Genomic DNA, 22,647 nt, shown 5'->3' with positions numbered 1-22,647 from the left:
GGTTCCGCTGCGAAAGTGCGCCGAGACGTCGCAAACGGGGCTGACGGGGCTCCGGCTACGCGACGTCGATCGTGCGTGGCCGGCCGCGGCCGCGCTTGTGGGCGATGACGGCGCCGTCCCGGACCAGCTCTCCGCCCCAGACGCCCCACGGCTCCTGCCGCTCAAGCGCGCCCTGCAAGCACTCGGCCCGAAGGGGGCACCCGTCACAGATCCGCTTCGAGCGCTCGACGTCGCTGGGCCGCTCGGCGAAGAACAGGTCCGGATCCACGCTGTGGCAGGGCAGGTCCTGCCCGCCGAACCCGCTCGGCTGTTGCAGGTCGGACATCAGGGTCTGCGAGATCAACGTCAGCGGCGTTGCGGTCTCGGCTTCTCTCGGTGGTTTCGGCATGACGCGGCCACGCTAGGCGCCTATGCGGAACGTTCCGTTCCTAATAGGAAGATTTCGTTCCGCAATTCGTGTCAGGGTGGATGCATGCCACAGACCGCCGTCCGCCTGCTGTCCTTGTTGTCCCTGTTGCAGTGCCAGCGATCGTGGACGGGCGCCGAGCTGGCGGAGCGACTGGGCGTGAGCACCCGGACGATCCGGAACGACGTCGAACGCCTGCGCGAACTCGGCTACTCGCTCGAGGGGTCCCGCGGGAGCGATGGTGGCTACCGGCTGGGCGCCGGCGGGTCCGCACTGCCGCCGCTGCTGCTGGATCCCGAGGAGGCGACCGCCGTCGCCGTCGGTCTGCGCACCGGAATCAACTGCATCATCGGCGGCATGGAGGAAACGTCGATGCGGGCGCTGGCGAAGCTGGAACAGACGCTGCCCTCACACCTGCGGGTCCGGGTGCGCAACCTCAATCGCTACACCGTGCCGCTGCCACTCAACCACCCGATGCCGATCGTCGACCCGACGGTACTGATCCTGATCGTCGGACTGTGCGACAGCCGGGAACGCCTGCGGTTCTCCTACGCCGATGCCGCCACCCCGGCCGCCGCCGGGTCCGACGCCGCCGGGTCCGACGCCGAAGAGTCCGACGCCGCCGAGTCCGACGCCGAAGAATCCGACGCCGCCGAGTCCGACGCCGAAGAGTCCGACGATTCGCCCACCCGGCACGACGTCGAGCCGTACCGCCTGATCAATCGTCAGCACCGCTGGTACCTGCTGGCGTTCGACGTCGGCGCGAGCAGCTGGGCGGTGTTCGGGGTCGAACGGATTCAGCCCGTGCTGCCCGCCGGGCCCCGGTTCACCGCGCGCGAGCTCCCGACCGATGACATCGCCACCTACGTGGCCGAACACGGTCCGACCCGCAGCTGGCGGCACCACGCGCGGGTCACCCTGCACGCACCGGCGTCGGTCGTGCAACGACGGGTGACCTCGGCGGAGGGAACGGTCGAACCGGTTGACGAGCAGTCCTGCGCCCTGCAGATCGGCGCGGAGAGCCTCACCACCATCGCTTTGACCCTGGGCCGGCTCGGCGTCGATTTCACCGTCGTCGATCCGCCCGAACTGCGGGCGGAGGTGCGGCGGCTGGCCGACCGGTACGCCCGGGGTATCGGCGACGGCGCGGCTACCTCAGGTCCGTCGACACGGTGACGAAATAGCTCACCATGGTGCGGCTGCCGGTCTCCAACCGGTGCAGCGCCAGCGCTGGCGGGGCCGCCGGGTCGATCAGCGCAGCCATGCTGCCGTCGCCCTGCCACGGCAGCTGGCCGATGGAGTGCACGCCGGGGGCGACCAGCAGTGGGCGGCCGGCGAAGGTGGCCGCGGTGGCGGCGTGAGTGTGCCCGACCAGGGTGGCGACCAGGTCGACGTTGCCGATCAGCGCGTCCCGCAGCGGCAGCGGGTTCTGCAGTCCAAGGGTGTCGATCACCGGGTGCCCGAGGTGCATCGGCGGATGATGCAGCGCCACCAGCGTCGGAACGCCGACCGGATGCTCGAGTTGGTCCGCCAGCCAGACCAGGCTGTCCGGGTCCAGTCGGCCGGCGAACTCGCCGGGAATGCTGCTGTCCAGCAGGAGAAATCGGACGCCGGACACCGTGACGGCGCGGTTGAGTTGACCATCGCCGGTCCGCCGTCAGCCCGGAAATACGCCGAAGGCGCCACTCCCGGGGGAGTGACGCCTTCGACTGGTGCTGTCTGAGTGAGTCAGACCGCGGTGACGGCGGTGGCCTGCGGGCCCTTGTTGCCCTGTGTCACCGTGAACTCCACTCGCTGGTTTTCCTCCAACGAGCGGTAGCCGGTCGACTGGATCTCCGAGTAGTGGACGAAAACGTCCGGGCCGTTGTCATCAGGAGTGATGAAACCAAAGCCCTTCTCGGCGTTGAACCACTTGACGGTTCCCTGTGCCATGCAACTTCTCCAAGCGCGTGCGATGAGGCAGGTCCTGCTGATGCTGGACCCGGGTCCGCCAACCTCAAACGACTTCTCAGGGAACCGAGACCCGCTGGACATCGACGCTCCTCCGGGAGACCCGGAGGATTGACCAAGCCGTATTGTCGCATGGATCACGTCAACTGCGGTAACCCGTTGTCCGGAACCCTCGGTGAATACCTGCCGAAATGTCCGTCGCCCGACGTCGGACCGGCCCGATCAGTCCACGTCGACCCAGTCGAGGGTCCGCTGCACCGCCTTCTTCCACTGGGCATAGCCCGCATCGCGGGCCCCGGAGCTGCCTCGCGGCTCCCATCGCTTGTCCTGCACCCAGTTGGCCCGCAGCTCGTCGGTGCCGGACCAGAATCCGACCGCCAGACCCGCAGCGTAGGCGGCGCCGAGGGCGGTGGTCTCGGCGACCATCGGCCGGCTGACCGGCACACCGAGCACGTCTGCCTGGATCTGCATGCACAGCTCGTTGGACGTCACGCCGCCGTCCACCTTCAGCACCTCCAGCGCCACCCCGGAGTCCTTCGCCATCGCCTCGACCACGTCCCGGCTCTGGTAGCAGATCGCCTCCAGCGTCGCCCTGGCCAGGTGCGCGTTGGTGTTGAACCGGCTCAGCCCGACGATCGCCCCGCGGGCGTCGGAGCGCCAGTACGGCGCGAACAGCCCGGAGAAGGCCGGGACGAAGTAGACGCCCCCGTTGTCCGGCACCTGCCGGGCCAGTGACTCGGATTCGGCGGCCCCGCTGATGATGCCGAGCTGATCCCGCAGCCACTGGATCGCCGACCCGGTCACCGCGATCGAACCCTCAAGGGCGTACACCGCGGGTTCGTCGCCGAACCGGTACGCCGGGGTGGTGAGCAGCCCGGACTGCGAACGGACGATCTCGGTGCCGGTGTTCAGCAGCATGAAATTGCCGGTGCCGTAAGTGTTCTTGGCCTCGCCGGGGGAGAAGCAGACCTGGCCGACGGTGGCCGCCTGCTGGTCGCCGAGGTCGCCGGTCAGAGGTACCTCGCCGCGCAGTGGCCCGCCGCGCAGCGTCAGTCCGTAGGGATCCGGGGATGACGAAGAACGGATCTGCGGCAGCATCCGCCGGGGAACGCCGAAGAAGGAGAGCAGTTCGTCATCCCAGTCCAGCGTTTCCAGATCCATCAGCATGGTCCGGCCGGCGTTCGTCACATCGGTGACGTGCACCCCGCCGTCCGGCCCGCCGGTGAGCTGCCAGAGCAGCCAGCTGTCGGTGGTGCCGAAGAGCGCGTTGCCGGCCTCGGCGTCGGCCCGGACGCCGTCGACGTTCTCCAGGATCCACTGGATCTTGCCGCCGGAGAAGTAGGTCGCAGGCGGCAGTCCGGCCCGCTGCCGGATGACGTCACCGCGGCCGTCCCGATCCAGCGCGGTGGCGATCCGGTCGGTCCGGGTGTCCTGCCAGACGATCGCGTTGTAGTACGGCCGGCCCGTGCGGCGGTCCCAGACCAGGGTTGTCTCCCGCTGGTTGGTGATGCCGACTGCCGCCAGGTCGGCCGCTGCCAGTCCGGTCCGGCCCAGCGCGGTCTGCACCACCGCCGAGGTGCGCTCCCAGATCTCCACCGGGTTGTGCTCCACCCAGCCGGCCCGCGGCAGGATCTGCTGGTGCTCCAACTGGTGCTTGCCGACCGACCGCCCGTCGTGGTCGAAGATCATGAACCTGGTGCTGGTGGTGCCCTGGTCGATCGCACCGACGAACTCGGCCATCTCTGCTCTCCTCATCGGCAATCCGGGCGGGCCGCGTCTGCATCCGCAGGCGTCCCACCGTATCTGCTGGCACTACAGCTCCCGGACGGGTCGGCCGGTGGGGACGGCGCCGCCGGTGGCACGCAGGGGGCAACCTCACCGCATTGCATCGGCCGCCGCCGTCGGTACAGGTGCCCAGGCGGTACGGGGTCGGCTCGCGGGGTGAGCGTCCTGATGTGGTCCGGGGCCGAGATGCACAGCGTGCCGAGGCAGTCGAGAGCGCGTCGTCGCCAGGGCCGCAGGTCAACGGTCAGGCCGGGTCGCCGCGCTCTCCCGGATCCGCATCCCGGTGGCGCGGCAGCAGCGCCAGTAGACCGACGGCGAGGGCGGTGACCGCTCCGATCAGCATCCCGTACCTGGGGCCTAACCACGACCCCACAAATCCCACCAGCGGAGCGCCGACCACGGTCCCACCTTGCCAGGCGATCGCCCAGAGTGACATCACCCGGCCGCGGAACGCCGGATCGGATCGCAGTTGCAGCAGCGTCTTCGCGGCGGAGTTGAAGGTGACGGTGCCGACGCCGACGAGCGCCAGTGAGATCAGCAGCACCGCAAAGGTCGGTGCCAGGGCAGCGACGATGATCACGGCACCCCACTGGATCGCCGACACCGCAATGGATCTGACGCTCGGCCGGCGTTGGTGCGCAACGATGATGCCGCCGGCCACCGCGCCGACACCCATTACCGCCATCGCTGTTCCGTAGCCGTCGGCCGCCGAATCAAACGTTGTGGTAGTCATCAGCGGGACCGTCACCGGGAACTCCGCGGTGAATATTCCGGTTGCCAGCACCATGAGCATCGTCGGACGGAGCTCCGCCGAGCGCATGACGTACCCGAGCCCGGCACGAATCTGACCCTTGCCCCGGTGCGCCGGTAGGGCACGGAACAGCTCCGAGCGCCCCATCCGCAGCAGGCTGAGAATGACTGCCAGGAAAGAGATTGCGTTGATGACGAAGCACGGAGTCACCCCGAAAGCGGCGATGACGACTCCTGCCAGACCTGGTCCGGCCAGCTTGGCGATGTTAGTGGTCGCGGAGTTCAGGCCGACGGCGTTGGTCAGCAGAGCCGCAGGGACCAACTCGGAAATCAGCGCCTGCCGGGAGGGGGTGTCGAACGCGCCGACGATGCCCACCGCGAGCACGGCCACAACCAGCCCCCCGAGCGGCAGGTTGCCGGTCACCGACAGTATCGCGACCCCGACCGAGATCACCGCAAGCGCAGTCTGGGTGACCAGGAACATGCGTTGCTTGTCCGACCGGTCTGCGACCAGCCCGGCCCACGGCCCGAGCACCAGCACCGGCAACCATCGGATAGCCGTCACCAGGCCGAGAATGGCGCCGTTCTGAGAGATTTCCAGCGTGTACCAGGCGATCGCTATGTTCTGCATCCAGGTGCCGAGGACCGACACCGTCTGGCCGACGGCGTACAGCCGGTAGTTGCGGACCCGGAGCGATGCGGTCAGTGAGCGGTTCTCTCGGTCGTCTCCGTCGGGCGCGCCTGGCTCGGACATCGGGTCGCCCGCCAACCGGGGCCTGATCGGGGTCAGGCCGGAAGCTTCGCCGTCGTCGGGGTGGTAGACGACTCCCCGGGGGCCGATGCTGCTGGGTCGGTCGACGGTTCGGTCGCGGCGGCATGCTGGGCCGTGGCCGACCGTTCCCGGCCCTTGACGGGAATGCAGAGTGGTCGGCCGCTCACCGGGTGGCTGACCACCTGGGAGGTGATGCCGAAGACGTCGGCGAAGGTGGCGGCGGTCAGCACGTCGGTCGGGCTGCCTTCCTTGACCAGGGCGCCGTCCTTCATCACGAAAATATGATCGGCGTACTCCGAGGCCATGTTGAAATCGTGCAGCACCATGGCGACCGTCTTGCCCTGGTTGACGTTCAGCTCGTGCAGCAGGTCGAGCACCTCGAGCTGGTAGGCGACATCCAGGAAAGTGGTCGGTTCGTCCAGCAGGATCAGGTCCGTACCTTGAGCCAGGCAGAGCGCGATCCATGCCCGTTGCCGCTGCCCACCCGAGAGGTGGTCGACGAAGCGTCGGCGCATCTCGATCATCCCGGTCACCTCCAGCGACCATTCGACGATCTCCTTGTCAGCCTTACCGGCCGAACGCAACGCACCGCGATGTGGGTGGCGGCCGAACCAGACCAGGTCCTCGACGGTGATCGATTCCGGAGCGACGAGCATCTGCGGCAGGATCGCCAGCCGTCGGGCGACATCCTTGGTGGACAGCCGCATGATCTCCTCGCCGTCCAGCACCACCTGTCCGGCAGTCGGGCTGAGCAGCCGGGACAACGAGCGCAGTGCGGTGGACTTGCCGCAGCCGTTCGGCCCGATCAGCACACTGACCTTGCCGTCGGGGATCGCCAGGCTCAGGTCCTCGGCAATCACCAGCCGGTCGTAGGCCAGCGTGACGTGTTGCGCTTCCAGTCGCATGAGAACTACTTTCCGCTCGTCGTGGTTTTCGCCGTACGCGCCAGCAGATAGAGGAAGTAGGGACCGCCGATCACCGCGGTCACCAGGCCGACCGGGATCTCGAGTGGTTGCAGCACGACCCGCCCGATCGAGTCCGACACCAACATCAGCGCCGCCCCGATCATCGCGGCGCTGGGTAGCAGGGTCAATGCCCGGCCGCCGACCAGCCGCCTGGCCATGTGTGGCGCGATCAATCCGACGAACCCGACGGTGCCGGCCACCGCCACCGCGGATGACGCCAGGGCCACCGCCAGCAGCAGCACGATCCGCCTGGTCCGCTCCACCGGTTCGCCCAGACCGGCGGCCAGGTCGTCGCCGAGGCCGAGGACGTCCAGGCGCCGCGCGTAGAAGACCACCATCGGCACCAGCACCAGCACCCACGGGAGGAACTGCCAGACGTCGCTCATCGACCGGCCGAACACACTGCCGGTCAGCCAGATCAGCGCGGCGTTGATGTCCGGTGGGTTACGCACGATGAGGAACCGGATCCCGGCCTCGCACAGCGCACTGATCGCGATGCCCACCAACGCCAGCCGGATCGCCGAGGTCCCGCTGCGATACGCGAAGGCGTACACCAACAATGCGGCCAGCACGCCACCGGCGAAGGCACCGACCGGAATCATCCCGGCGGTAGCCGCCGGAAAGAGCAGCAGCATCAGCATGGCACCGAGGCCGGCTCCCTTGGTGACGCCGATGATGTCCGGTGCGGCCAGCGGGTTGCGGATCACGCCCTGCAGCACCGCACCGGAGACGGCCAGCGCGATGCCGACCAACCAGCACAGCAGGATTCGTGGCGCCAGGAAGGTCAGCATGATCGATGCCGTCGCGGAGTCCGTGCTGCCGGTCAACAGGCCGAACGCGTCGCCGATGCCGATGTCGGCCGTGCCCATCCCCAACGAGGCCACCGACAACACCAGGCAGATCAGCGCCAGTCCGACCGGGACGGCCCAGGAGCGGGATTGCGTCGGTTCCTTGAGCGCGACGGCGGTCATGAGCTCACCTTCTGTTTCCGCGCCAGGAACACGAAGAACGGTGCCCCGATCAACGCCGTCACCACGCCGGTCGGCGACTCGAACGGCCAGCGGACGAAGCGGGCCAGAATGTCCGCGTAGGTCAGCAGGGTCGCGCCCATCAATGCCGACACCGGGATGACGATGAAGTGATTGGTGCTGCGCGTCCAGCGTCGCGCCAGGTGTGGCGTGACAAGGCCGACGAAACTGATCGGTCCGGCAACGGCCACCGCTGCGCCGGTCAGGCAGACGATCACGGCCGCGCCGAGAATCTTGGTGCGCTCCACCTTCGCGCCGAGTCCGCGCGCCATGTCCTCGCCGAGGCCGAGCAGGTTGAGCGAGGAGGCGAGCGCCATCGCGGCGACCAGCCCGGCTACGGTCCACGGCAACACCGTCAGCACGCTGGACATCTTGGCGAAGTTGACGCCGCCGACCAGCCAGAAGAACACGTTGTTCGCCTGATTGTCGTTGAAGATGACGAACGCCTGGGTCAGCGACATCAGTAGCGCGGTCATCGTCACCCCGGCCAGGGCGAGCCGGACATTGCTCATCCGGCCGGTGCCGGCGCCGGCCAGCGCCAGCACCAGCACCCCGACCAGGCCGCCGCCGATAATGGCGGCAATCACCAGAGCGGTGCCCGTCAGCCCTGGGACGAAGGTGAGCGAGCCGACCACCACCACGGCGGCGCCCGCGGAGACCCCCAGGATCTCCGGTGCCGCAATGGGATTGGCCGTGATGCCCTGCATGATCACCCCGCCGACGGACATGTTGGCGCCGGCCACCATGGCCAGCAGGCTGCGGGGCAGCCGCACGGCACGGACGATCATGTCGGTCGGCGTGGTGCCGCCGCCGAACAGCGCGGTGAGCACCGCTCCGATTCCGATGCTGGCGGTGCCGATGGTCAGGCTCCAGCTGAATCCGATCACCAGCAGGACGGCTGACACCACCGCCACAACTGTGACCCGCAGTCGGGTCGACCGGCGCCGACCAGCGGCGGCCGGTGTCGCCTCCCCGGTGGGGCCGGCAACGGCGACGGCCATCGGATCAGGACCCGCCGCCGGTGAGCAGGTCGAGGGCCTGTTGCGCCATCACTTCGGAGGCGGTGATGCCTTTCGCCCGCGACCACAGGTTGTTGTCGACCTTGAACACCTTGCCGTCCTTCACCGCCGTCAGCGAGCCGCCGACCGGGTCGGCCGCCCAGGCCTCGAACAGGGTTTGATCGGTTGCGGCGCTGAGGAACACGACGCTCGGATTCTGGGTCGCGACAGTCTCTTCGCTCGCCTCGGCCGTCGGATTCTTCGCATCCGCCGGGAGCAGGTACTTCAGCCCGAGAGCCATCAGCACACTCGGCGGGTAGCTGGCGGCATTGTGTTCGGTCACCTGCTTGTCGGTCGACACCACGAACAACACCGGCGGTAGATCGTTCGGCATCTTCGCGGCGATGGCGGCGATGGTGGCCGAGTTCTTGGCTAGCCGGTCGGCCATCTGCTGGCAGCGATTCATTGCCACACTGATGGTCTCGGCGGCCTTCAGGTTCGACTCGTAGGTGCTTTTGTTGCCGGCCAGCGAGATGGTCGGGGCGATCTTGCTGAGCTGGTCGTAGATGTCCTTGTGTCGGGAGGTGTCGGCGATGATCAGATCCGGCTTCAGCGCGGCGATGTTCTGCAGGCTCGGCGACTGCCGGGTGCCGACACTGGTGTAGGTGCCGATCTTCTCGGCCACCTGCGGGATGATCCGGCTCGGGTCGCCGTCGTCGGCGATCCCGATCGGCTTCTCGCCGATGGAGGCAAGCGCGTCGGCGAACGGGAACTCCAGCACGACCACCTTCGCCGGGTCGCCCTTGATGGTGGTGGTGCCCAGATCGTGGGTGATGGTTCTGGTCTCCTTGCCGCACTGCGGGTCCAACGCGGTCGCAGCGCCGGGGGCGGCCGAACCGGACGGTGCCGCGGGGTCGCTCGACGTCTGGGCAGCCGCGGCAGCTGCGCTGCTCGTCGGGACGGGCGAAAGGTCGGAGCTCGCCGCCGCGCCGGCGGAGGGGCCGTCTGCGCCGGACGAACCACAGCCGGCAATCAGCATGCCGGCGGCCGCAACTGCGGCGAAGAACGTGAATCTACTAGCAGTACGTCGCACGACGAACACCTTTCTGGGGGCGGACATGGACCGTGATCTGAAGCGACGAGCTGGTGAAAAGGCGAGCTGGTAGAACGGCGAGCTGGTGACTGCGCGCGGGGCAACTCTGCCCGCGAACTGATCGGTCAAGAACATTGCTCGGCGGGAGCGGTCGACGCTGCAGTTGCGACCAACTCACCGGCGGGAGCATCGGGGCCGTCATAGGCGTTCCACGGCAGCAATTGGTAGTCGTTCTCGCAAGGCAGCCCGGCGGTGTAGGCGTAGTCGCCGGTGGTCAGATCGACCAGGCTGGACACCACCGTCGAATACCGATCGGCCGGGTGGCGGCTCGGGTCCGGGTGGTTGCACACCGAATTCGGCGCGCCGAAGTGGTCGGCCATCGTCGACCGAACCTCCTGCCGGAATGCGGCAACGCCGCTGGCCGAACCCGCTGCCCGCAAGCCCTTGTCGATCCGCGGTACCCGGTACAGCGAATCGATCGAGAACGGCTTGTAGTCGTTCTCGATCTGCGGCGGAATGAACGACTGGAAGTGATTGGCGTGCACCAGCACTCCGTCCGTCGGGTACATCCAGCCGTGCCGGCCCGACGTCGCCTCGATATCGATCGCGAAGTTGTCACGATGGGTGAGCAGCAGGTTCGTGTTGTAGGCCTGGGTGACCCGAAAGATGGCCTGCAGGGCGTCGTGCATGTTCCAGGATTCCAGAATCTTGCGACGGACGTAGGTACCCGGCACGCCAAGTCCGGTGGCGAACACCCCACCGAGGCCGTTGGCGTTCAGCGCCAGCCCGGCTGAGTTGACGCCGTGTCGCCCGACCTGGCCGGCCTCCACCTGGCAGATGATGGTCGGCTTGTCCGGCTGGACGATGCGCAGGATCACCACGGTGTCCGCGACGCCGTGCCGCCAGTCCCAGTTCTGCCCTGCGAAGACATGGCTGAGGGAGTTCGATTCGGCCAGCATCGCGAACGAGGAGCAGCCGTCCTCGGCCTTGTCCGAGTCGGCTCGGTCCTGGCCGGGCTTGTCGGCGCCGGCCGGCCGGTCGGGCATCAGTGACGCGAATACCTCCGGTCGAACCAGTTCACCGCGGCCGTTCAGTGCCTGGATCTCCTCGAGCCGGTAGCCCGAGCCCTCGGCGATACCGCGCACCTCTTCGGTGATCCCGGGTAGGTAGCCCTCGACCAGTTCGTCCCAGGCCGGGACGAACTGAAGAATCTGTTCCCAGTCGAGGCCGGTCGAACGCCGGAACGACTGCTGGTAGTACTCGATCGACCTGGCGATCTGCGGGCGGGCCTGTTCGCCGTAGCTGCGGCCACGCTCCCGGGCGTCGTTCCCGGAGATCTCGATGACGGGTATGGCTGACACTCACTGCCTCCACGATGTTGAAAAGGCGAACCGCCGGTGGGCGCCGGATCAGCGCTCGGACGCGTTTTGCCCGATGTGCTGTCCGGGCTCGGAACTGATCATTAGTGCTGCGGTACTGGGGAAGTCGCCCTCGTTGGGTGAGCTGATCCGCGTCCGGGCTTTCGGTAGGCAGGACTGTACAGTCGACTACATCGGGCGTCAATAGTTGTCGTCAACATTACGAAGACGGCCCCGAGGTGCCTGGTAGACAAGACTACGAATCGGGGCGATACTCGTCGCCATCCCTACCGAGATGGCAACCGCGACTACGTCAGGGGCTGCGACGTGAAGGTGCTTGTGCTGCCGGGCGATGGCATTGGCCCGGAGATCACCGAGGCCACGCTGGCGGTGCTCCGCGCAACCGACGAGCTCCTCGATCTCGATCTCAGGTTCGAGACAGCGGAGATCGGGCTGGCCGCGCTGGAGGCGGTAGGTAGCACGCTGCCGGCCACCGTGACGGACCTCGTTCGGCAGGCCGACGGCACCGTCCTCGGCCCGGTGTCGCACTATCAGTACCCCTCCCGCGAAGACGGTGGAATCAATCCGTCGGCGGAGTTGCGGGTGGCCTGCGACCTGTTCGCCAACATCCGACCGAGCCGCTCCCGGCCGGGACTCGGGGTGCTGCAGTCGCCGATGGATGTGGTGATCGTGCGGGAGAACACCGAGGGGTTCTATGCCGATCGGAACATGGTGGCCGGCTCCGGAGAGTTCATGCCGCACCAGGACCTGGCGCTGGCGATCCGGAAGATCAGCGCATCCGCGAGCGAGCGCATCGCCAGAACGGCCTTCGAGTTGGCCACCAGGCGTCGCCGCCGGGTGACAGCGGTGCACAAGGCGAACGTGCTGAAGCTGACCGACGGGTTGTTCCTGCGCGAGGTCCGCAGGGTCGCCGCCGACTACCCCGAAGTAGAACTCGAGGAACTGATCGTGGATGCTACAGCGGCCCTGTTGATCCGGCGTCCGCAGCAGTTCGATGTATTGGTCACCACGAACATGTTCGGCGACATCCTGTCCGACGAGGCCAGTGAGCTGACCGGCAGCCTGGGTTTGGGCGGATCGATCAACGCCGGCACCGACGTCTGCGTCGCGCAGGCTCAGCACGGCTCGGCGCCGGACATCGCCGGCCGCGGAATCGCCAACCCGACGTCGCTGATCCTGTCCGCCGCCATGCTGTTGGACTGGCGAGGTCGCCGGGACGGTGACCCGATGTTGGTACACGCGGGCGAGCGGATCACCGCCGCGGTCGACCTGGCCATTGCAGACCCCGCAGGCAGAACCGCAGATCTCGGCGGCACCCTCAGCACGGCCGCGTTCGCCCATAGGGTGATCGAAGCGCTTGACCGGACCAGGACGGCTGTCGGATGAGCACTGCAGACTTCCCGCCGGTGATTCTCCGACCGGAGTCGTTGGCCGCCCATGACCGCGGCGGTGGCGTGCGGACGATTCCACTGGTCCGACGGGCGGTGGGCGCGCAGACCTTCCTGAACGGCATCACGATCTTCGACCCGGGGGCGGCCTTGCCCCTGCACCTGCACAGCTGCGCGGAGAGCGTGACGATACTGGCCGGTGACGCCATCGCCGACATCGACGGTGTGTGCACGGAACTGGGCAGCTGGGACACCACCCTCGTGGCGGCCGGGACGCCGCATCGATTCCGCAATGCCTCGGCCATCGCACCGATGCGAATTCTGTGGACCTACGGTTCGATCGATGCGACCAGGACCATTATCGGCTCCGGCATCACCAGCAGGATCGATGCCGAGGGTGCCGGTGGGTCGAGCGATCCGGCGCCGCCGGCATGATCGGCCTCCATGCCGCCGCCGCGCTGGACGTCGACGGCCGCAGCTATCAGATCCACGCCCTCGCCGGGCGGGCACCAGCCGAGCTCCCTTACACGATGCGCATCGTGCTGGAGAACCTGCTCCGTCACGACGACGGCAGCGACGAGCGGGCAGCGCAGATCGCCGCGGTCTGCAATTGGGGTGATCCGGCAGGGCACCGGCAGTCGATAGACGTCCATGGCACCCGGGTGTTTCTGCACGACACCAATGGTGTGCCGGCGCTGGTCGATCTGGCCGGCCTGCGCGACGGGCTGCGGCGGCTCGGCGGCGACCCGGCGCTTGTCAATCCGCTGGTGCCGGCAGAGCTGGTCATCGACCACTCCATTGTTGCCGACTACTTCGGCCGCCCGGATGCCCTGGCCCGCAACATCGAACTCGAGTACCAGCGGAATGCCGAGCGCTATGAATTCCTGCGCTGGGGCGCGGAGGCATTCGACAATTTCACGGTCGTGCCGCCGGGCAACGGCATCATGCATCAGATCAACCTGGAGTATCTGGCCAGAGTCGTGATGGCAGACGGCGAGTGGGTATTTCCGGACCTGTGCCTGGGGACGGATTCGCACACCACCATGGTCAACGGGCTCGGCGTGCTCGGCTGGGGGGTCGGCGGTATCGAGGCCGAATCGGTGATGCTGGGGGAGCCGGTCTCGATGCTGCTGCCACCGGTGGTCGGCGTCCGACTGGCCGGGACATTGCCGGCCGGTAGCACCGCCACCGATCTGGTGCTGACCATCACCGAACGACTACGGGCCCACGGTGTCGTCGGGTCGTTCGTCGAGTACTTCGGTCCCGGCGTCAGCTCGATGTCGCTGTCGACACGGGCGACGATCGCCAACATGAGTCCGGAGATGGGCTCAACCTGTGGGTACTTCCCGATCGACGCCGAGACCATCAGCTACCTGCGGCTCACCGGCCGCCCGCCCGAGCATCGGCGCCTGGTGGAGGCATATGCCAGGGAACAGGGCCTCTGGCACAACCCCGACTTCCAGGCCGACTACAGCAGTGTGGTGCAGATCGACCTCGCGGACATCGAGCCATCCGTGGCCGGCCCACGCCGTCCGCAGGACCGGGTGTCGTTGGCCGACGTCCGCCGGTCTGTGTTGGTTGAGCTGACCGGGCCCAGCCATCCGGCCCAGGGCGCCGCCGCCGGGCCGGCAGCGAGCCGCCCGGTGTCGCTGGATCTGCCGACCGGTCCGGGTGAGGTCGACAGCGGCAGCGTGGTGATCGCCGCTATCACCTCCTGTACGAACACGGCGAATCCGTCGGTGATGGTCGCCGCCGGGCTGCTGGCCCGCAATGCCGTTCGGCGCGGCCTGCGCAGCAAGCCGTGGGTGAAAACCACGCTGTCGCCCGGGTCCCGGGTGGTGACCAACTACCTCGACGAGACCGGGCTGACGAAGTACCTGGAGCAGCTGGGATTCCATCTGGCCGGCTTCGGCTGCATGACCTGTATCGGCGCCTCCGGAACGTTGGTCGATCAGGTGGCGGCGGCCGTCGACGAGCACAACCTGACGGTCGCGGCGGTGCTGTCCGGCAATCGAAACTTCGAGGGCCGGATCAACCCGTCGACCCGGCTGAACTATCTCGCGTCCCCACCGTTAGTGATCGCCTACGCGCTGGCCGGGACCATGCGGTTGGATCTCACGCGAGAACCGTTGGGTGTCGATCAGGCCGGCCGCGAGGTGTACCTGCACGACATCTGGCCCGACGAGCGGGAGGTCGCCGGGTTGATCGCCACGGCGGTGCAGCCGGAGAAGTATCAGCGGGCCTATCGCGACATCTCCGCCGGCGATGCCCGATGGAACGCGCTGGAACGGCCCAGCGGCGAGACCTTCGACTGGCGGCCGTCCTCGCACTATCTGCGCCGGGCGCCGTATCTGGACGACATGACCGGCGAGCCGGCGATCATCGAGGACATCGTGGGTGCTCGGGTACTGGCGCTGCTCGGCGATTCGGTGACCACCGACCACATCTCACCGGCGGGGGCTATCCCGGTCGGCTCGGTGGCCGGGAGGTATCTGGCCGGGCTGGGGCTGACCCGGCAGCAGCTGAGTTCCTATGCCGCCCGGCGCGGCAACCACCAGGTGATGATGCGGGGCACGTTCGCCAACCTCCGGCTGCAGAACCAGTTGGTGACCGGGGTCGAGGGTGGGTACACCCGCAATCTCGCCGGGTCCGGGGAAGTGGTGGACATTTACCGAGCCGCGATGGCCTACCGGGCGGCCGGCACCCCACAGGTAGTGCTGGCCGGCCGCGACTACGGAACAGGGTCGTCGCGGGACTGGGCGGCGAAAGGCCCTGCCTTGCTGGGTGTTCGAGCGGTATTGGCGCAGTCGTTCGAGCGGATCCACCGGTCGAACCTGATCGGGATGGGAATCCTGCCGCTGGAGTTCCTCGACGGGCAGAACGCCGGTTCGTTGGGGCTGACCGGCACTGAGACGATCGACATCCTCGGTCTGGCCGATCGCGGCGAGGTCGGCGGGTCGGTGATCGTGCGCGCCGACGGGCAGTCGTTCCGGGCCACGGTTCGGATCGATACCCCCAGGGAGGCGACGTATCTGCGTCACGGCGGGGTGATGCCCTACGTGCTGCGTCGAATGACCCGACCGGCGGCCGAGCAGCGACCGACTCGTAGCTGCAGCGGAACCTGACCTCGGCCGAAGTAGTAGCCACAACAAGACCTTTGTAGTAGTGTAGTGAGCACTACGAAACCGCCGATGACTGTCGGCCCGCCGCCGCTGGAGGTTCTTCATGGTGCTGATCGGATCCGTTGGTACCCAGGGCATGCCGGCCCGGCGCAACAGATCGGCGGGCTGATGCGAGAGATCGCGGAGCAGGTACTGGGATTCGTGCCGACGGAGGCCAGCTATGCCGACGTCCGGGTGGTCTGTCGCACCCATGAGCTGGCGCTGGCCGAGCTGGCCGGGCCGGGCGAGTGGAGCCGGGAAGAGTCGAGCGGGGTGGGCGTGCGGGTCATTGTCGGCGGCCAGTGGGGTTTCGCCGCCACTCATCGGCTCGATGCCGTCGGACTCTCGGCGGTTGTCGCCGAGGCGGTCGAGCAGGCGCGGGCGGTCGGCAGCGGGCCGTCGATCGGGTTGGGTGAACCGATCACCACCCGCGCCCGGTGGAGCTCGCCGTTGGAGATCGACCCGTTCAGCGTTTCCGCCAGCAGCAAACTCGACCTGCTGGCGGCGGCGGTCGCCGAATCCGCGGCGATCGGTCCGAAGGTCGACCGGGTCGAGGCCTCGATGGACTTCTTCCGGGACGAGAAGGTCTTCGCCAATTCGGAGGGTGCCCTGATCGAGCAGTGCCTGACCGAAAGTGGCGGCGGGCTACTGGTTTTCGCAGCCGATGGCGAAGATGTGCAGCGGCGATCCTTCCCGCAGGCGATACCGCGGTCCATCCGCGGACAGCGCGGCCATTTCAGCACCGCCGGCTACGAGCACATTGCCGAGCTGCACCTGGTCGAGGAAGCAGCCAGGGTCGCCGACGAGGCGGTCGCTCTGTTGACCGCGCCGCAGTGCCCGAATGAGTCGACCACCCTGATCGCCACCGGCGCCCAGCTGGCGATGGTGCTGCACGAGACCGCCGGGCATCCGATGGAGGCCGACCGCGCGCTCGGCTTCGAGGCCAGCCTGGCCGGCGGCACCTACGCCTCGCCGGAGCGCCGAGGCAACTTCACCTGGGGCTCGCCGATCGTATCCGTGGTCGCCGATGCGACCATCCCGGGCGCCCTCGGCTCCTACGGCTACGACGACGAGGGGGTGCCGGCGCAACGCACCGAGTTGATCCGGGACGGTGTCTTTGTCGGGTACCTCTCCGGCCGCGAGTCGGCGGCCACCCTCGGTGAGCAATCGTCAGGCGCGGCCAGAGCTGATGGCTGGCAACGACTTCCGCTGGTTCGAATGACGAACTTGTGCCTGGAGCCGGGCGATTCTTCGCTGGCCGAGATGATCGCGGGCACGAAGAACGGGATCCTGATGGACATGGGTAAGGGGCTGTCGATCGACGACCAGCGGATGAGCTTCCGGTTCGGCGCCGAGGCCGGTTGGGAGATTCGCGACGGGCAGGTCGGCCGGATGCTGAAGAACTGCTCCTACACCGGAGTAACCCCGCAGTTCTGGGCCGGCTGCGACGCGCTCGGCGGTCCCGACGAATTCAAGGTGCACGGCATCCCGTCCTGCAACAAGGGCGAGCCGTTGCAGGTGGCGCACATCGGCCACGGCACCGTACCGGCCAGATTCCGCAATGTGCAGGTGGGGACGAAATGAACGTCGAACAGGCCGACGTCCGGCGGGCCTTGGACATCTTCGGCGGCGGTACCCGGTTGGACATCGCGGCCGAGGACGTCGGGTTGCTGCGGTTTGCCGGATCCCGGGTGACGGCCCAGCACGCTGAACATCGGATGCGGGTACGGATCCGCATCGACCGTGACGGCGCCGTGGCCAGCGGCGCCACCGAGACGCTGGAGTCCGGCGCGATTCAAGCCCTCAGCGAGCGGCTGGACGAAGGGCTGCGGGCCCAGCGCAGAACCACCGCCCCCGGCGGCGCGGGCGCTCCGTCGGCCCCAGCCCGCCCGTCGTCCGTGGCGGCCGCCCGCAGCAGCGCACTGCCGGTCGGCGACCAGATCGTGAAAGCCGGTGCAGTCGAGCGGCATTCGGCGTTCGCGATCGTACGCGATGGGTTGGGTGGCCAGGCCCGGCTCGGTGGTGCGGTGCGGCACGATGTGATCGAGCGGGTCGTCGCCGGGTCCTCCGGCCTGTACCGATCGGAACTGCTCACCAAGGTGTCGTTGAATGCGGTGGCCGAACAGGACGGGCGATCGGCCAGCGTCAGACTGGTGAGCCGGGATCCGGACGACCTGCGGGTCGAGGGGCTGGCAGACTCCTTGCTCGCCGAACTCGAGCCCCTTCCGGTGCGGGAGGCCGCAAGCGGCAGCTACCGGGTGGTCCTTCGGCCGCAGGCCGTGATCACCCTGCTGGCCACCTTCGGGCACGTCTCGCTGGGCGCCGCGGGTTACGCGACCGGGCGCACCGGGGTAGCCGGCCGGATGGGCCAGCAGCTGGTCAGTGCGCTGCTGACGTTGACCGACGACGGGGCCGACAGCGACGGCCTGCCCAGTGGCTTCGACGTCGAGGGGACCCCCCGGCGCCGCACGCCGTTGATCGAGCGCGGCGTACTGAACGGGGTCGTGTCGAATCTGGAACATGCTGCGGTCACGGACAATCGGTCCACCGGGCACGGCGTCCCCGTCGCCTGGCGGTTCGGTGCCGACCCTTCCCCGTCGCATCTGTTGTTGGACCCGGGAAATGCTACCGAGGACGAGCTGATCTCCGAGTGCGGACGGGGCCTGCTGGTCAGCAAGCTGGACTACCTGCGGGTGCTGCACCCCAAGGACACCCTCGTCACTGGGACCACCAGGGACGCAACGTTCTGGATCGAAGGTGGCCGGATCGTCGCCCGTCACCCGCAGGTGCGGCTCACCTTCCGGATGGACGACGTGCTCCGGGCCGTGCTGGCGGTTGGCAAGCAGCGGGAACGAGGTGAAGTGGTCTTCATGGAAAGCGTGGTCGCTCCGGGCCTGCTGATCGATGCCGGTCCGTTCGTTCTGTGACCGACCCCGAACAGGATGGCGTTCCTGTCGATGACGCCCCACCGCGAGATTGCCACTGTTCCACGGTCGTGTTCCTGACCCGAGTTCGAGCGCTCTACGTCGCCGACTGCACGTCCTGCCGGTAGACTCCGCTACTTCGTAGGAGGCGAAATCGTCATGAGTGTTACCGAAAGGCCGGTGACCGGCTCACTTGCCGAACGGGTTGCCGCCCGGCAGGACCGGTTGAGCGCCGCCGAGCGTCGGGTGGCGATCTATCTGGCCGACTTTCCGGATGAGGTGGCCTTCGCGTCCGCCGGCACCTTGGGCGAGGCGACGGGCACCAGCGACGCAACGGTGATCCGGACGGTCAAGTCGCTCGGTTACCAGGGGCTGCCGGCGTTGAAACGCTCGCTGCAAAACGGATTCCGGGAGCGGTTGACCCCTGCCGGTCGATTGAGTCACAGCCTGGACACGATGGGTACCGAGCCGCAGGAGGTGCTCGGGCAGGTACTGGCGGAGAGTGTGCTGCTGATCGAACGGGCGCAACAGGCACTCGACCCGGACAGCTTCGCCGAGATCGTGAAGTTGATATCCAATGCCAGGGAGACGGTCGCGGTCGGCGTGGGCGGCCTGGGGGTGCTCTGCGAGTACCTGGTGCTGCGGTTGACCAGGATCAATTATCGGGCCCGGGCGGCCACCTCCTCCGGCTACACGCTGGCCGATCGGCTGCTGGGCATGACCGGCGACGATGTCCTGGTCGCCCTGGTGCATCAGGTGATGCTGCCAGAAGTGGAAGTGGCGATCGATCACGCCCGAGACGTCGGTGCCAAGGTCGTGCTGCTGACCGATACTCTCGGGCCGGCGATGGCCGATCGAGTGGATGTCTGGCTGTCGGCGCCGATCGGGAACACCGCGATGTTCAGCCTCCAGACGTCCACCCTCGCACTGATCGAGGCGCTGGCCACAGCCATCGCCGCCCAGAACCGGGAGTCGGCGCTGGCAGCGTTGCGGCGATCCCAATTACTGCGGAACCGGCTGCGCTTCGGTGAGCAACCGGAGCGGCCCGCCGCCCGCCGGCGTAGCAAACGGGGCTGACGCGTCGTTAGGTCGACGACAGTCGATCGCGGATGAGTCGGGCCATCGCCGGGATCAGCGCTCGGTAGCTGTCAACGGTGAGATGCAGTCCGTCCGCTTCCAGCGCGGGAAACGGTGCACCGTCGAGGATCACGTTGGTCGGCACCGAGCGTTCGGCGCCAATCACCGCCTGCACCAGGTCGCGATACCGACTCATCGCGGCGTTCGTCCGCACCCCCTGCCCAGGCCGGTCGATCTCGATGATGGCCGGCGACAGCAGCGCGAGGACCGGCGCCGGCCGGAAGGCCCCGATGATCGCGGCGAGATTGTCGGTGAAGTCGTTCTCCGGCACCGCCTTCCACGGCGCACAGTCATTGGTGCCGACGGAAAGGAGCACCACATCCGGCCGTACCCTGGCCAGCAGCTGGGCCGCGGATCGGCTGTCGCCGCTGTCCGATCCACCGGCGGCGCAGTTGAGCACCCTGGCCCCGGAACCGATGGCGGTCGCAAGGGACCCGATCAACGGCTTGTTCATCCGGGCGAACATGCTGTCCCCGACCAGTATCACGGTCGGCGCAGGCTTCACAACTGGGCCCACGCCTGTTGCAGCACGTCGCGCAGGATCTGCTCAATTTCGTCGAACTGCGCCTGACCGCTGATCAGTGGCGGCGCAACCTGGATCACGGGATCGCCACGGTCGTCGGCGCGGCAGTAGAGCCCGGCGTCGAACAGCGCCGGCGACAGAAATCCACGCAACACCCGCTCGCATTCCTCGTCGGAGAAGGTCTGCTTGGTCCCCTTGTCCTTGACCAACTCGATGCCGAAGAAGTAGCCGTCGCCGCGCACGTCGCCGACGATCGGCAGATCCAACAGACGCTCCAGGGTCGCGCGGAAGGCGTTCTCGTTGCGGCGGACGTTGCCCAGCAGATCCTCGGACTCGAACAGGTCGAGGTTTGCCTGCGCAACTGCGCACGACACCGGGTGCCCGCCGAACGTGTACCCATGGGCGAAGACGGTGTCCCCTCTGCCGAACGGTTCGAACACCCGGTCCGAGACGAGGGTGGCTCCGAGTGGTGAGTAGCCGGACGTCAGCCCCTTGGCGGTAGTGATGATATCGGGCTGGTAGCCGAACTTGTCGGCGCCGAACATCGTCCCCAGCCGGCCAAACGCGCAGATCACCTCGTCCGAGACCAGCAGTACATCGTGGGTGTCGCAGATCTGTCGGAGCCGCTCGAAGTAGCCCGGTGGTGGCGGGAAGCAGCCGCCGGCATTCTGCACCGGTTCGACGAACACCGCGGCGACCGAGTCCGGGCCCTCCATCACGATGGCCTCCTCGATCCGGTCGGCGGCCCACCGACCGAACGCCTTCTCATCGTCGGCGTGTACCGCAGCCCGGTAGAAGTTCGTGTTCGGTACCCGGACAGATCCAGGGACCAGCGGCTCGTACGCCGCTTTGAACGAGGGGATGCCGGTGATCGAAAGGGCGCCGTGGGTCGTGCCGTGGTACGCGATCGCCCGGCTGATCACCTTGTACTTGCCAGGTTTGCCGATCAGGTCGTAATACTGCTTCGCTACCTTCCAGGCCGTCTCGACGGCCTCGCCACCGCCGGAGGAGAAGAACACCTTGTTGAGCTCACCAGGCACGAGGGCCGCCAACCGGTCGGCCAAGGCCACCGCCTGCGGATGCGCATACGACCAGATCGGGAAGTAGGCAAGGGTCCTGGCCTGGGCAGCGGCCGCCTCGGCGAGCTCCTCCCGGCCGTGACCGGCCTGTACCACGAACAACCCGGACAGCGCGTCCAGGTACCGTTTTCCGGCGGTGTCGTAGATGTAGGCGCCATCGCCGCGCTCGATTGTCGGCACCGGTTGGTCGCGGTAACCGGACATCCGGGTGAAGTGCATCCAGAGATGGTCGGCGGCTGTATTCATGATCTGCTCCTGCATCGTGGGGACGGCGAAACCTGATCCGGTCGAGGTGCTAGCGGGTGCCCCAGGCATAGGTCTGCTTGGCCAGCTTGAGGTAGACGAACGATTCGGTAGAGCGGACGCCGTCGATGCCCCGGATTTGTTCGTTGAGCAGGGTGAACAGGCCGTCGTCGTCCTCGCAGACCACCTCCGCCAGGATGTCGAACGAACCGGCGGTCACCACGACGTAATCGACCTCGGGCAACCGCGCTAGGGCGGTCACGATCCGGTCGAGGTTCCCTTCCGCGCGGATCCCGACCATCGCCTGCCGGGAGAAACCGACGTGAGCAGGGTCGGTGACCGCGACGATCTGGATGAGTCCGGACTTGATCATTCGTTGGACCCGTTGCCGGACAGCGGCTTCAGATAGTCCGACCTCGGCGCCGATGGCGGCGTATGTGCGCCGGCCATCCTGCTGCAGCTGAGCGATGATCGCCTTGCCGACGGCGTCGAGGTGGCTACCCCCCGGGTCGGCGTGCTGATCGCCGGAGGAATCTTTGGCTCGCTGGTGCCCGGTCATCAGAGTGCGCTCATTACGTGCTTGACCCGGGTGTAGTCCTCCAGCGCGTACATGGACAGGTCTTTGCCGTAGCCGGAGTGGCCGAATCCGCCGTGTGGCATCTCGGCCACGAGCGGGATGTGGGTGTTGATCCAGACGCAGCCGAAGTTGAGGGCGTTCGAGACCCGCAGCGCCCTGGCGTGATCCCGGGTCCATACCGATGACGCCAGACCGTAGGGAGTTCCGTTGCCCAGTCGCAGCGCGTCCGCTTCGGTGTTGTCGGCGGACAGCTTCTGCACGGTGATGACGGGCCCGAAGATCTCCTCGTTCACCGCCTCGTCGTCCGGCCGCAGCGCCGACACCACGGTGGGTGAGTAGAAGAAACCCGGTCGGTCGAGCGCGCTGCCGCCGGCGTCCACGGAGGCGTGATCGGGTAGCCGGCTCACCATCGCGGCTACCCGCTGCAGCTGTGCGGCGTTGTTGAGCGGCCCGTACAACGCGTCGGTGTTGCTCGGCGGGCCGGTGACG

The 22,647-nt window shown here is 67.6% G+C and carries 21 protein-coding genes; 7 read left to right on the top strand and 14 right to left on the bottom strand.

Annotated elements, in window-relative coordinates; genetic code table 11:
* Positions 1-55: 55 nt before the first annotated feature.
* Positions 56-388 (bottom strand): WhiB family transcriptional regulator, encoded by a 333-nt coding sequence (locus K340_RS0123775; protein ID WP_161632172.1) that lies wholly within the window; start codon positions 386-388, stop codon positions 56-58.
* An 84-nt stretch (positions 389-472) separates the two neighbouring features.
* Here K340_RS0123775 and K340_RS0123770 point away from each other — a divergent pair, with 84 nt between their 5' ends.
* Entirely contained in the window at positions 473-1,582 is a 1,110-nt protein-coding gene (locus K340_RS0123770) for a helix-turn-helix transcriptional regulator (protein ID WP_029138522.1), read from the top strand.
* Here the strand turns inward: K340_RS0123770 and K340_RS32875 are convergent.
* From K340_RS32875 to K340_RS32855, 9 genes are all read right to left on the bottom strand, one after another.
* Positions 1,557-2,024 (bottom strand): metallophosphoesterase family protein, encoded by a 468-nt coding sequence (locus K340_RS32875; RefSeq protein ID WP_051267466.1) that lies wholly within the window; start codon positions 2,022-2,024, stop codon positions 1,557-1,559. The genes K340_RS0123770 and K340_RS32875 overlap by 26 nt on opposite strands.
* A gap of 110 nt (positions 2,025-2,134) precedes the next feature.
* A complete protein-coding gene (locus K340_RS0123760) occupies positions 2,135-2,338 on the bottom strand; it encodes a cold-shock protein (RefSeq protein ID WP_029138521.1) in 204 nt (67 codons plus the stop codon).
* A gap of 240 nt (positions 2,339-2,578) precedes the next feature.
* A complete protein-coding gene (gene glpK / locus K340_RS0123755; RefSeq protein WP_029138520.1) occupies positions 2,579-4,096 on the bottom strand; it encodes a glycerol kinase GlpK in 1,518 nt (505 codons plus the stop codon).
* Between the two features lie 289 nt (positions 4,097-4,385).
* Positions 4,386-5,645, bottom strand: a complete 1,260-nt coding sequence (locus K340_RS32870) for an MFS transporter (protein WP_051267464.1) — start codon at positions 5,643-5,645, stop codon at positions 4,386-4,388.
* Between the two features lie 32 nt (positions 5,646-5,677).
* Positions 5,678-6,568, bottom strand: a complete 891-nt coding sequence (locus K340_RS32865; RefSeq protein WP_051267461.1) for an ABC transporter ATP-binding protein — start codon at positions 6,566-6,568, stop codon at positions 5,678-5,680.
* Positions 6,569-6,573: 5 nt separating this feature from the next.
* Entirely contained in the window at positions 6,574-7,599 is a 1,026-nt protein-coding gene (locus K340_RS0123740) for a FecCD family ABC transporter permease (RefSeq protein ID WP_029138519.1), read from the bottom strand.
* Entirely contained in the window at positions 7,596-8,564 is a 969-nt protein-coding gene (locus tag K340_RS0123735; protein ID WP_161632171.1) for a FecCD family ABC transporter permease, read from the bottom strand. The genes K340_RS0123740 and K340_RS0123735 overlap by 4 nt, the downstream gene beginning before the upstream one ends.
* A gap of 97 nt (positions 8,565-8,661) precedes the next feature.
* Complete coding sequence (locus K340_RS32860; RefSeq protein ID WP_161632170.1) at positions 8,662-9,747, bottom strand: ABC transporter substrate-binding protein; 1,086 nt, start codon at positions 9,745-9,747, stop codon at positions 8,662-8,664.
* 125 nt (positions 9,748-9,872) lie between these two features.
* Positions 9,873-11,108, bottom strand: a complete 1,236-nt coding sequence (locus K340_RS32855; protein WP_084614869.1) for a C45 family autoproteolytic acyltransferase/hydolase — start codon at positions 11,106-11,108, stop codon at positions 9,873-9,875.
* Positions 11,109-11,432: 324 nt separating this feature from the next.
* On the opposite strand from K340_RS32855, the gene K340_RS0123720 reads away from it, so the two are divergent.
* From K340_RS0123720 to K340_RS0123695, 6 genes are all read left to right on the top strand, one after another.
* A complete protein-coding gene (locus K340_RS0123720) occupies positions 11,433-12,512 on the top strand; it encodes an isocitrate/isopropylmalate dehydrogenase family protein (RefSeq protein ID WP_029138517.1) in 1,080 nt (359 codons plus the stop codon).
* Positions 12,509-12,949 (top strand): cupin domain-containing protein, encoded by a 441-nt coding sequence (locus K340_RS0123715; protein ID WP_029138516.1) that lies wholly within the window; start codon positions 12,509-12,511, stop codon positions 12,947-12,949. The genes K340_RS0123720 and K340_RS0123715 overlap by 4 nt, the downstream gene beginning before the upstream one ends.
* A complete protein-coding gene (acnA, locus tag K340_RS32850) occupies positions 12,946-15,639 on the top strand; it encodes an aconitate hydratase AcnA (protein ID WP_051267451.1) in 2,694 nt (897 codons plus the stop codon). The genes K340_RS0123715 and acnA overlap by 4 nt, the downstream gene beginning before the upstream one ends.
* Before the next feature lie 66 nt (positions 15,640-15,705).
* On the top strand, positions 15,706-17,259 hold the full coding sequence (locus K340_RS0123705) for a TldD/PmbA family protein (RefSeq protein ID WP_051267448.1): 1,554 nt from the start codon (positions 15,706-15,708) through the stop codon (positions 17,257-17,259).
* Positions 17,256-18,602, top strand: coding sequence for a metallopeptidase TldD-related protein (locus K340_RS0123700; RefSeq protein WP_029138514.1), 1,347 nt, complete (start codon positions 17,256-17,258; stop codon positions 18,600-18,602). Before K340_RS0123705 ends, K340_RS0123700 begins: the two co-directional genes overlap by 4 nt.
* A gap of 156 nt (positions 18,603-18,758) precedes the next feature.
* The gene (locus tag K340_RS0123695) at positions 18,759-19,676 is read left to right on the top strand and encodes a MurR/RpiR family transcriptional regulator (protein ID WP_084614867.1); all 918 of its coding nucleotides are present in this window, start codon (positions 18,759-18,761) and stop codon (positions 19,674-19,676) included.
* Between the two features lie 7 nt (positions 19,677-19,683).
* Here K340_RS0123695 and K340_RS0123690 read toward each other — a convergent pair whose 3' ends face one another.
* The 4 genes from K340_RS0123690 to K340_RS32845 all read right to left on the bottom strand — a co-directional run.
* Positions 19,684-20,202, bottom strand: a complete 519-nt coding sequence (locus K340_RS0123690; RefSeq protein ID WP_281170762.1) for a GDSL-type esterase/lipase family protein — start codon at positions 20,200-20,202, stop codon at positions 19,684-19,686.
* Positions 20,203-20,237: 35 nt separating this feature from the next.
* Positions 20,238-21,599: an aspartate aminotransferase family protein gene (locus K340_RS0123685; RefSeq protein ID WP_029138511.1), complete on the bottom strand. Its 1,362-nt coding sequence runs from the start codon at positions 21,597-21,599 to the stop codon at positions 20,238-20,240.
* A 34-nt stretch (positions 21,600-21,633) separates the two neighbouring features.
* Complete coding sequence (locus tag K340_RS0123680; protein WP_037366587.1) at positions 21,634-22,140, bottom strand: Lrp/AsnC family transcriptional regulator; 507 nt, start codon at positions 22,138-22,140, stop codon at positions 21,634-21,636.
* Positions 22,140-22,647 (bottom strand): aldehyde dehydrogenase family protein (locus tag K340_RS32845; protein WP_037366585.1); only part of this gene is annotated, 508 nt, incomplete at its 5' end. The genes K340_RS0123680 and K340_RS32845, both read right to left, overlap by 1 nt.

The sequence above is a fragment of the Nakamurella lactea DSM 19367 genome (genome assembly GCF_000426645.1).
In the GTDB taxonomy this organism is placed as follows: domain Bacteria; phylum Actinomycetota; class Actinomycetes; order Mycobacteriales; family Nakamurellaceae; genus Nakamurella; species Nakamurella lactea.
Note: the sequence above shows the minus strand (reverse complement) of the source record. Positions and strands in the feature narration are given on the sequence as shown.

Coding starts and splice junctions, on each gene's coding strand:
- K340_RS0123680 (WP_037366587.1), bottom strand. CDS start 22,140: ATGACCGGGCACCAGCGAGCCAAAGATTCCTCCGGCGATCAGCACGCC.
- acnA (WP_051267451.1), top strand. CDS start 12,946: ATGATCGGCCTCCATGCCGCCGCCGCGCTGGACGTCGACGGCCGCAGC.
- K340_RS32865 (WP_051267461.1), bottom strand. CDS start 6,568: ATGCGACTGGAAGCGCAACACGTCACGCTGGCCTACGACCGGCTGGTG.
- K340_RS0123715 (WP_029138516.1), top strand. CDS start 12,509: ATGAGCACTGCAGACTTCCCGCCGGTGATTCTCCGACCGGAGTCGTTG.
- K340_RS0123740 (WP_029138519.1), bottom strand. CDS start 7,599: ATGACCGCCGTCGCGCTCAAGGAACCGACGCAATCCCGCTCCTGGGCC.
- K340_RS32870 (WP_051267464.1), bottom strand. CDS start 5,645: ATGTCCGAGCCAGGCGCGCCCGACGGAGACGACCGAGAGAACCGCTCA.
- K340_RS0123685 (WP_029138511.1), bottom strand. CDS start 21,599: ATGCAGGAGCAGATCATGAATACAGCCGCCGACCATCTCTGGATGCAC.
- K340_RS0123770 (WP_029138522.1), top strand. CDS start 473: ATGCCACAGACCGCCGTCCGCCTGCTGTCCTTGTTGTCCCTGTTGCAG.
- K340_RS0123690 (WP_281170762.1), bottom strand. CDS start 20,202: ATGTTCGCCCGGATGAACAAGCCGTTGATCGGGTCCCTTGCGACCGCC.
- K340_RS0123705 (WP_051267448.1), top strand. CDS start 15,706: ATGACTGTCGGCCCGCCGCCGCTGGAGGTTCTTCATGGTGCTGATCGG.
- K340_RS0123775 (WP_161632172.1), bottom strand. CDS start 388: ATGCCGAAACCACCGAGAGAAGCCGAGACCGCAACGCCGCTGACGTTG.
- K340_RS0123760 (WP_029138521.1), bottom strand. CDS start 2,338: ATGGCACAGGGAACCGTCAAGTGGTTCAACGCCGAGAAGGGCTTTGGT.
- K340_RS0123700 (WP_029138514.1), top strand. CDS start 17,256: ATGAACGTCGAACAGGCCGACGTCCGGCGGGCCTTGGACATCTTCGGC.
- glpK (WP_029138520.1), bottom strand. CDS start 4,096: ATGGCCGAGTTCGTCGGTGCGATCGACCAGGGCACCACCAGCACCAGG.
- K340_RS0123695 (WP_084614867.1), top strand. CDS start 18,759: ATGAGTGTTACCGAAAGGCCGGTGACCGGCTCACTTGCCGAACGGGTT.